This window comes from Gimesia sp. (genome assembly GCF_048260065.1).
GTDB lineage: Bacteria > Planctomycetota > Planctomycetia > Planctomycetales > Planctomycetaceae > Gimesia.
This window is the reverse complement of sequence record NZ_JBLXHC010000001.1, coordinates 347,506-357,018: the sequence shown is the minus strand read 5'-3', so window position 1 is coordinate 357,018 and position 9,513 is coordinate 347,506. Positions and strand designations below refer to the sequence as shown.

Genomic DNA, 9,513 nt, shown 5'->3' with positions numbered 1-9,513 from the left:
AACTCCGTCGTTGAAGCCGCTCGCCAGACCGATTACAGTGTTATCGTTTAAGGCGACAAGTTTACCGAGACCTGTGCTGCTTGTGGTGAAGCTGTCGGAGCTGTTATTTGTCCCTGAATAGATGAAAGTCGCATCGGCATCACCAATAATGAAGTGATCGTTACCGTGCCCCCCCTGATACCGTACACCTGCGGAAATGTTGGAGGTCGTGATCGTATCGTTATTGTTATGACCGTAGACCTGGAAACTGCTGTTAAAATTAGTAAAGGCTACAGCAGAGAAATCCAGAACATCATCTCCGGTTGTCCCCTCCACACGCACATTGTTAAAGTCAGCAACGTCGATCTCATCGACACCGTTATTAAAGCCACTGGCCAGTCCTACGACAGTATTGTCACTCAGCACGCGAATCTTACTGTCACCGACTCCGTTCGCTGAGAATGAATCCGAGCCGTTGTTCGTTCCTGAGTAAAGAAAGTCGACGTCTGCAGAGCCTGTGATGAAGTGGTCGTGACCATGACCGCCAGTAACCTCTGCGGTAATTACCAAACCATCCAGATCAGATAGATCGATCGTATCCTGATTGTTCCCACCGTTGATACTCAGACCAGTAATCGCAGCAACCGCGATAGAACTCCCAGCCCCCAGATCCGTGGTGAAGTTAATCCCATCGGTGCTGAATTCCAGCAACCCGGTCCCATCCTGTTCGCGGAGGGAAAGACTGTCATCTCCAGAAGATCCCTGAAAGGCCACATCAGAACCAGACAGCACTGATACGAATGTTAATAGTGTACGATCTTCTAAGTTTTCTACTGCCGATTGTCGCCCCCAATTGTGTTGCCGTGCTCGCAATACACGTCGATTTCTACGGTTTTTAGTTGGCTTGCGAAATAGATTTTTCAGCCAGTTCGTCAGTAGCATCCTGATATCCTTTGCTTAGCTGTGTCTCAAAGTATTCTGAGTGTGACTATCTGGACTCTCAAAAAAACAATCCCTTTTGTTCACATTAACGCAATCGAATAAACATTACACCATTAATATACTTGTGATCATTAATAAACTTATACACACACTTTACTCAGGTTATCAAACCTGAATAATTGTAAATTTGATAATTTTCGTAAATTAATTAGACTTTGAGGAAGGCAGTTGGAGGCAATATGATCTACATATTAATAGGTGTCACCAGTGATCAGTTATGTGACATGAATTGCAGTACTTTGGACATATAATTAAAAAATATCATCCATATCACCCATTCTGCCCCGACAGTGAAACTTAAAGATGAAGCAGAAACAACCTGGTAACCAGCCAGATTTTCACATCAGGTCCCATAAAGGTTTGATGGGGAGTACCCCGAACTGCTCGAGTCGATGCCGGTAAAGAAACAACAGATAACGTACAGTATTTGCCCATATAAGTCCGATTTCCCTGTTGCACAGGGAGAAACAATAGATTGATAGACGCAGAACAAACGGTTCCATCCGATGCCTCTAACGAAAAGCACAGTCAATAAGCAACTTTAGTCAGCCTGATACAAATCACAGCAGACACTGTCATGAAACTCTTCTCGCCCCATACGGTTAATCTATCCATGTTCTCTGAATCGATTTCCACCACACTTATTAATCGGGCCTCTGAAGGTGATTCCGAATCTTGCAACAGATTGATGGAACTTTCACAGTGGGTCCTTTCCAGGTTAACGACTCGTCTTCTGGATGATCAGGAAGAAATTGAGGATCTCATTCAGGATACTCTCACAGTTGTGATCAAAGTGATGGCGACGGAGAAGCTGCGACTGGAAAATGGCAGGCACAGCTACATCAAGCTGTTAAAATCCTGCTTGCGCAATGTTGTCGGGAACCATTTACGCAAATTACAGATTGCGCCTGCCGGAGGCTCTGATAACCTCAAACTGCTTGAAAATCTGATCGATGATCGTGTCGAAACGATTGAAGAAACAAGAGACGTTACCGAAGGAGTTATCAGACTCTCCGGCTTGAACGAGAATGAGCAACAGGTTTTGAACCTGTTCTTACTTTCCGGAAAATCAACGGCGGACATCGCCAGCCAGATGAATATGACACCTGCCAATATCCGTAAAATTCGATCGCGGGCATTTCAGAAAATACGTATTTATCTGGGAGAAGACTGAGTCCTTATCCCCTCTGTGAAACAGACCTCTGATCTCGCATTCCCGGGTGAACTCATCAACAATTGAAAATCACTTCGGGGAACTGCCCGAGGATGTCTGGCATTGAAAGTAGATCGACACATTCGCAGCGGGGATGTGATTGATGCTCTGGCCGAACGGTTTTCTTCCAGAGGAGTGCCGCACTGCATATGGAGTGACAACGGTCTGGAACCCACTGGGTAATCGGTTATGCGGAACGCTCCAACAATCGATTCCGGGATAAATTCCTGGCAGTCGAAGTATTTAAGGGTCTGGGAACAGTCCGTAGGCTCACAGCTGACTGGAAAGAAGCTTATAATGGGCAGCATCCCCACAGTTTGCTGGGATACACTACCTGCCCTAACCTTAATAAGACCAGGAACAGGTTTAAGGCAGGTCACGGGGTTGCCTTCGTTCGCGTTGCGTCTTAAATAGAAAAGTCATTGAGGAGATTTAATGAACTCCGTACAAAGCTGTGTCGTTGGTTCACAGGTTCAACAATTTCAATTGCACGCGGTGACTCCCGACCTGCAACGCACGCAGATTCAATCCGCAGATTACGTGGGACGCTGGCTGGCATTGATTTTCTATCCACATGACTTCTCTTTTGTCTGTCCCACCGAACTCACAGGATTCAGTGCCGAGAAATCGCAGTTTGATCAACTCAACTGCGAACTGCTCGGGGTGAGCATCGATTCGGTCGAGACACACTTGCAGTGGCTGAATACCTCCGCGAATGAAGGAGGTGTATCAGGACTCCGATTTCCCCTGGCTTCTGATCCCCAGGGCACGCTGTGTCAATATTTTAGTGTCTGGCGTGAGGTCGACGGTCTGCCCAATCGCGGATTGTTTCTGATTGACCCGAAAGGGACCCTGCGCTTCGCCGCCAGTTATGACTTGAGCGTGGGCCGTAATGTTCAAGACGTGCTGCGTATTTTAGACGCTTTACAGTCCGGAGGACTCTGTCCGGCCAACTGGAAGCGTGCCGATGGTGTGCTTGATACCACGTCTCTACTGAAGGCGGGTAGAGTGCTCGGGCATTACCGCATCGAACGGGAGTTAGGACGGGGAGCGTTCGGTCAGGTTTTCGAAGCCGACGACTTGCGTCTTGAACGTAAAGTCGCGATCAAAGTGATCTCAAAACAGGATGATCAAACCGAAAAACAACTCCTGCGGGAGGCACGTTCGGCGGCCGGTATCAATCATCCGAATGTCTGCACGCTTTATTCTGCGGATACCATCGACACCTTACCGACGATCGTCATGGAGTATATTGACGGTGGCTCACTCGCAGAGATGATCGGCAACGGATTCGAACACCGTCAATTCCGCAGGGTCGCGCATCAAATCGCCCTGGGACTGGCTGCCGCCCACGAAAAGGGAATCGTTCACGGCGACCTGAAGCCTGCGAATATTCTGCTGCGCGGAGGAGTCGAACCGGTCATTGTCGATTTTGGGCTCGCGCGTTCTTATCGCCAGATCGATGTCATCACCAGAAACAGTTCCGATTCCGTACCGCAATTCCCGGTAACGACGAAAGCAGATCTCGCTACCGTATCGGAAGAATCAGAGCTGGATTTAGATGAAACCATCTTGCTCGATTCCCATCCACTAGCGCCAACCACGGTCTCGGCTGCAGGTCCCAACGGGATCTCTGGCACCCCGGCTTATATGTCTCCCGAACAGGCACGCGGAGCTCGATTGAGTGAAGCCAGCGACATCTTCTCCCTGGGATTAATTTTCGTAGAGATGCTGTGTGGTAAATCTTTAATGCGCGACATGACAGCACTGGAAATCATCTCAGCTTTATGGAGAGCTGATTTCGTCGAATCTCTGACAGAGAAGATTCCCCACGAGTTCCGCAGCGACCTGATCGACCTGTTAGCGATGGATCCCGACAAACGCCCCACCGCGAAAGAGGTGAGCAGGAGGATGATGGGGTAGAGCTGAGCGCAGTCCATATGGAATTTGCTCAAACGGCCTGCAGATTCTCTTCTGGTGCGAAATAAATTGTTGAATCAGAGTCTCAGACTTAAGAGTCGTCTGATTTGCGTCCATTGGTCATTTTTCTTGCAAACGTGATCAGCCCGAATTTTATTTGAGCCCCCCGGGTTAAGTTTCACTGCGTTACAAGAATCAGGGATGTCTTCAATCTCATAAAGTCCATGAACTGATCTTGTTTTGCAATTTTGAGATTCAATAAATCAGAGACGTGTCACTTCTAGTCTCTGATTTTGATATTATTAAAATCGATCATACCAGCAGACAGTTCCTCAGACAGAGAATCCGGATTCTGACCTGCTTCAAAACAACATTCTGAATGAGAGGCGGTGCTCGAAAGAAATGCGGACAGACTGCAACAAAACAGGACGGCAAATAAGTATTGATAGCGATTCATTTTCAGTTACCTCGAACAGTCAGTTAAACAAACAGGAGCATTCCCTGGTTGGTAGAAGCCCTACACAGGAATGCGGAGAACGACTCAGCTTTTTGATAATTCCACTCAGTTTTATTCGGCTCTGGCAAACAGCAGGTCCACCCGGTCTATCCCGATACGATTGACGCCGGCATAGGAAAATGCAGAGGGGCGTGAATAATTGAATGCGGAAGCATGAATGACCCGCGTCGTCGACTTTCCGTTCTTCATAAATATCCGGACACGGTATTTCAGATCCTGACTGGTCGTATTTCGCACGCGATAAGAACCACTGTTACCGGTGGAACTGGAATAGAATTCGATACAGCCTTTAACAGGATTGCGTCCCAGGTTCTGTTGGAAGACCCGTTGATCTGCCTTCGCTTCTGAATGTAGACAGAGAGCAACTAACAGGCAGGCTGCAACCTTGATCATTGACCGCGGAGGGAGTCGCCAGGGATTGTCTAACGTAATCTGGTTCGCTGCATTCATAGGATGGTTCCTCAGTTTTCCGGTTCTTCTGAATCTGGTTTATCGGGGATGTTCCCTGCTTCTATTCAGTAAGCCGGTTTCAACAGCAAACCTGATCAGCGATTTTGAAAAAATGATGTTTTTTATTTCAGATCAATCACAGAGATCCGTCATGGAAAAGAACTACCGCAAATCGGGAAGTGCCAATACACGTTCTCGTTAATATGCTCGCGCCGTTGAATCCGTTTTTTATTTGTGCTCACGTACAGGTATAGCTAGAATGAACGAACTCACTGATTTTTAACGACTTACCATTTTTTATGATACCTGGGAGTCGTACTGTCATATTCAAAAAGTAATCAGTTATCTGGCGTCACACTGGGGACTTGAATTCTGCATGGCTGGATTTTGCTCATCAGGAAAAGTGCCATCGTAAATCAATCATGCACCTGTTTTTCTTTTGATTCAGTACCTCATTGAGCTAACCGTATTACAGGCAATTTAATGGTCGGACTACAATCTCCGAATGAATCGGATGACCAGGACAGGTTACTCGAAGAGTTTGAAAAACAGTGGAGAAACGGTGAGACACCAGAAATTGAAAACCTTCTGGCAGGTCTTTCTGAAAGTGCGCGTAGCAGTCTGTTACCCGATCTGGTGGAGCTCGACCAGGAATACCGCTGGAAGCAGTTCTTCAGTGAAGCAGAGCCGCAGACAAAGCCTGTATTATTGAATGATTATCTGCAACGCTTTCCTGAATTGGGTTCGATCGCACAACTCAACAGTGCCTTGATCATTCGTGAATTCCAGTCGAGATTATCCACGGTCGAAGAGATCTCCCTCACCGGTTTCGTGGCTGAATACGACTTGAAAGAGGAAGTCCTGATCAGGCACCTCGATCATCTCTTTAAGGAGCAGCAGGCCTCTTTGCCTCCTGCCATCCCCGGATATGATAAGATTGAGCCTTTGGGTCAAGGAGGCATGGGAGTCGTCTACCGCGCCCGGCAAAAGCGGATGAAGCGCCCCGTGGCAATCAAGCTGATCCCCGCGCATTTGCATGACAATACGGACCTGCGCAAACGATTTGAACGCGAGATGCAGGCCGCGGCGGCCCTCAATCATCACAATATTGTCACAGCCTATCACGCAGACGAATATCAGCAGATGCTGTACCTCGTTTCGGAACTGGCAGACGGAGAGAACCTCTCCACCATTATCAGGCAGCAGGGACCGTTTTCCGTGGAACGGACGGTCTCGGTCATACTGCAGATCGCAGAGGGCTTGTCGCATGCACATCAACGGGGCGTGATCCATCGGGATATCAAACCCGGGAACCTGATTTACAACCAGCAGAAGAATTTCGTGCAGATTCTGGACTTTGGCCTGGCGAAATTTCGCGATCAATCGCAGCTGGAAGATGATACCAGCACCCATACCCCAGACTTAACGTCTACAGGCGCTATCATGGGAACGGTCAATTACATGGCCCCTGAACAGGCCCTGGATACCAAGACTGCCGATGAGCGGTCTGATATCTACAGTCTGGGCTGTGTTCTGCATTTTCTATTGACCGGCGAACCACCGTTCGGCGGTTCCACTGTCATGAGCCGCTTGTTAGCCCATCGCGAACAGCCCATTCCTGATCTGAGCCAGACACGGCCTGAGATACCAGACGAATTGAATTCGATTTTCAGCAGGATGATCGCCAAAGATCCCCAGGACCGCTATGCCACCATGGATGAAGTGATCTCCGCTTTGTTGGCCTCCGGGATCTCGTTCGACCAGGATGAATCCACTCTGATTTCGCAGGAACAGAACCAGCCTGAAAAACAGGATCTCGTGAACGCAACAACGATCATCATGCCGCAACCAGCCCGCTCGCAGCGACGCAATGTTTTTCTGGCGATCGGCATGTTGAGTGTTCTGGGCCTCTTTGGTTTCGCGTTTAAGAATTCCTGGCAGGGAGAGACCGTCCCTCGTCCTGAAACAGAGTTGCCTTCTGAAAACAGTCCGGTGTCGCCGGCTCCTGCCACGGAATCGGTCGCGGAAAATTCTCCGGTCACCGTTCCCGCACAAGTAACCGCTGACGATGACGAACTACCCTCACTAAACGAGTGGCTCAAGGGAAGAGAGGTCCTGACCGTTGCCCAGGACGGCAGTGGTCAGTTCAGTTCCATACAATCAGCCTGTGAGGCGCTTAAGGAAGGACAGGTGGTAGAAGTCTTAGACAGGGGCCCCTATCGAGAGACTCTCCGGGTGGGAAAGTTCCCTCCGAATACCGGACTGGTCTCCCGAATGGGAACGGTCCTAGCTCTGGACAGTGTTAGTGATAGTTTCAATCACAAAGGTCGCTATTTCGGCCATGCGCTCAACAACATCAAAGAGTTTCGGCTCAGTGGGATCTATTTTTCCCGGGGAGGCCACCGACGGGATGTTGACCTCGTCAATATTAGTCCTTGTCAAGATCTCACTGTAGATCACTGTGTGTTTGAGGCGCCGCCTTCTGTGGCTTTTGACAATACGCACCAATACTCAAAGCGACATTATTCAAGCGGTCTGACGGTCAAGGGCTCAAAGACCATTCAGGTCCGTCACTGTATTTTTGGATCGTCAGCAACATTTTATGCTGAGGAAAATACCCAACTCTCCCTGAAACACAACTGGTTTCAACCAGGCCTGATGTCTCAATTAGATATCAGTACGTATCACAAAGAATTGAAGGAACGCTGTCAGATCGACATTGAGACAAATGTCTTCAGCCAGAACAAATATAAGAGCATTTCCTTTCACCTGCCGGAAAACACCAACATGGATCTTTCGATTCAGCAGAATCTCTTTCATGGTGGAGCGGCAATCGGTTTTCTAAAAGATCTTTCACACCACCCGGTCATAATTCAGAAAAATGTGTTCCTGAAAAATACGCAGCCTTTGTGGTTCTCGGGCAATGCGATGACTGATTTCAATGCACTCCCCGATCAATGGCGAATTTTGAATAATGTTTATTATAACGACTACGACATTGGTAAGATGATACTCCGCCCTGCAGATGGAAACGTGAAAATCCAGACGAGTTCCTATCTCGCCTCGCTCAACGATCCTGAACACTTTCTGCGGTACCAGATTTTAAACACAACAGATACGATTCCCACTGGCTGTGGTGCTTATCCACCGGGTCCCGCTCCTGTTAAAGGGGACTGGTTGACGAAGCTGATCGAACGCTGGAGCTTTGCCCGACCTTTCATCTCTGAAGCGGAGACGGAAGGTATGGCAGACTGGCTGACAGGCAGAACCATCCGGACCGTTTCCCAGGATGGAAAAGGTGAGTTCAAAAGCATTCAGGCAGCACTGGAAGCACTGCAGCCCGGTGAAGTGGTGGAGGTGCTGGATCAGGGTCCTTACCAGGAAAAAATCTATATTGAAGAAAGGCCGTTACCCGAGAATATCGGGCTCATCTCCCGGGTGGGAACCGTGATCAAAACTCCTGAGTGGAACACCGTCCCGCACCCTCAGGGGCATCATAATATCTACGGGCACAACTTGGTAACAGCAGGCTCCTTTCGGCTGCAGGGATTTGATTTTGAAATGGAACAAGCGATTCCCAATGCGAGACTCGTAACGATCGGTGTGACAGGCAAGAATCATCCCAACTACGTTGTGGTCATGGACTGTGTTTTTCAGGCACCAGAAAAAACATCACCTGAGGATCGATTGAAAGGACTCCTGATATCAACTTCGGGTGAGATCCATGTTTCTAACAATCTGTTTGTCTCTGCAGCGGAACTGGATCTCTATGGTAATACTATTTTAGCCGTTGATCAGAACTGGTTCCTGGGGGAACATGTCCAATTAATGGTGAGAGGTTACGAAGATGAAAATCACCCCACGAATTCGGTGATCATCGCGGAAAATGTGTTTGATTCTCCAAAAGAAAACAGCATCGTACTTCAAGAGATTGGATCGACCAACCAGATCTCCAAAATCTTCCAAAACACGTTTTTTCAAAGCGTCATGGCACCAATCAAAATTCGAAATGGGTTCGAACAGCAGAAAACGGAAATCTATCAGAATCTGTATTTAACCGAGCAGAATCCCCTTGCCTTTACTCCGAATATCCAGCCAAATAAAGCTGCGATCAAAGCACACTGGAGGATTGAAGAAAACGGTTATTCACAATCACCGGAAAATCGCATTATTGATCTTACAAAAATAGATCCAAGACTAACTAACGTTTCCGTTCTCTCAGAATCACGTTCCTCCCCGGAATACCTGCATATATCAGACGAGAGTCCGTTGGCAGGAGCGACCGACCAGCCTGATGAATGGTTACCCGTCATTGGAGCGATGATGCCTGATTCCGTGTCCGCCGATAATGACTGGTTTTCTGAACTGCAGGCGAAGTGGAAAACAGTAGAAGCTAAGCGATAGAGTGAAAGACACGAACTTGGGAACAACT

The 9,513-nt window shown here is 48.2% G+C and carries 6 protein-coding genes; 4 read left to right on the top strand and 2 right to left on the bottom strand.

The genetic code is table 11. From position 1 onward, the window contains the following. A partial coding sequence (locus ACN0YN_RS01310) for a hypothetical protein (RefSeq protein ID WP_417383169.1) occupies positions 1-921 on the bottom strand: 921 nt, incomplete at its 3' end. A gap of 637 nt (positions 922-1,558) precedes the next feature. Here ACN0YN_RS01310 and ACN0YN_RS01305 point away from each other — a divergent pair. From ACN0YN_RS01305 to ACN0YN_RS01295, 3 genes are all read left to right on the top strand, one after another. Next, positions 1,559-2,155 (top strand): RNA polymerase sigma factor, encoded by a 597-nt coding sequence (locus ACN0YN_RS01305; protein WP_417383168.1) that lies wholly within the window; start codon positions 1,559-1,561, stop codon positions 2,153-2,155. A gap of 221 nt (positions 2,156-2,376) precedes the next feature. After that, positions 2,377-2,604 carry an integrase core domain-containing protein gene (locus ACN0YN_RS01300; protein ID WP_417383531.1) on the top strand — a complete coding sequence of 76 codons (228 nt, stop codon included), beginning with the start codon at positions 2,377-2,379 and terminating at the stop codon, positions 2,602-2,604. 25 nt (positions 2,605-2,629) lie between these two features. Then, complete coding sequence (locus ACN0YN_RS01295; RefSeq protein ID WP_417383167.1) at positions 2,630-4,117, top strand: protein kinase domain-containing protein; 1,488 nt, start codon at positions 2,630-2,632, stop codon at positions 4,115-4,117. Positions 4,118-4,682: 565 nt separating this feature from the next. Here ACN0YN_RS01295 and ACN0YN_RS01290 read toward each other — a convergent pair. Continuing rightward, positions 4,683-5,081 (bottom strand): hypothetical protein, encoded by a 399-nt coding sequence (locus tag ACN0YN_RS01290; protein ID WP_417383166.1) that lies wholly within the window; start codon positions 5,079-5,081, stop codon positions 4,683-4,685. Positions 5,082-5,564: 483 nt separating this feature from the next. Here ACN0YN_RS01290 and ACN0YN_RS01285 point away from each other — a divergent pair, with 483 nt between their 5' ends. Beyond that, on the top strand, positions 5,565-9,485 hold the full coding sequence (locus ACN0YN_RS01285) for a protein kinase domain-containing protein (protein WP_417383165.1): 3,921 nt from the start codon (positions 5,565-5,567) through the stop codon (positions 9,483-9,485). Positions 9,486-9,513: the final 28 nt, after the last annotated feature.

What these genes read in the sequence shown, in the direction of transcription:
- ACN0YN_RS01305 (WP_417383168.1), top strand. Translation starts at nt 1,559, where the DNA reads ATGAAACTCTTCTCGCCCCATACGGTTAATCTATCCATGTTCTCTGAA.
- ACN0YN_RS01295 (WP_417383167.1), top strand. Translation starts at nt 2,630, where the DNA reads ATGAACTCCGTACAAAGCTGTGTCGTTGGTTCACAGGTTCAACAATTT.
- ACN0YN_RS01290 (WP_417383166.1), bottom strand. Translation starts at nt 5,081, where the DNA reads ATGAATGCAGCGAACCAGATTACGTTAGACAATCCCTGGCGACTCCCT.
- ACN0YN_RS01285 (WP_417383165.1), top strand. Translation starts at nt 5,565, where the DNA reads ATGGTCGGACTACAATCTCCGAATGAATCGGATGACCAGGACAGGTTA.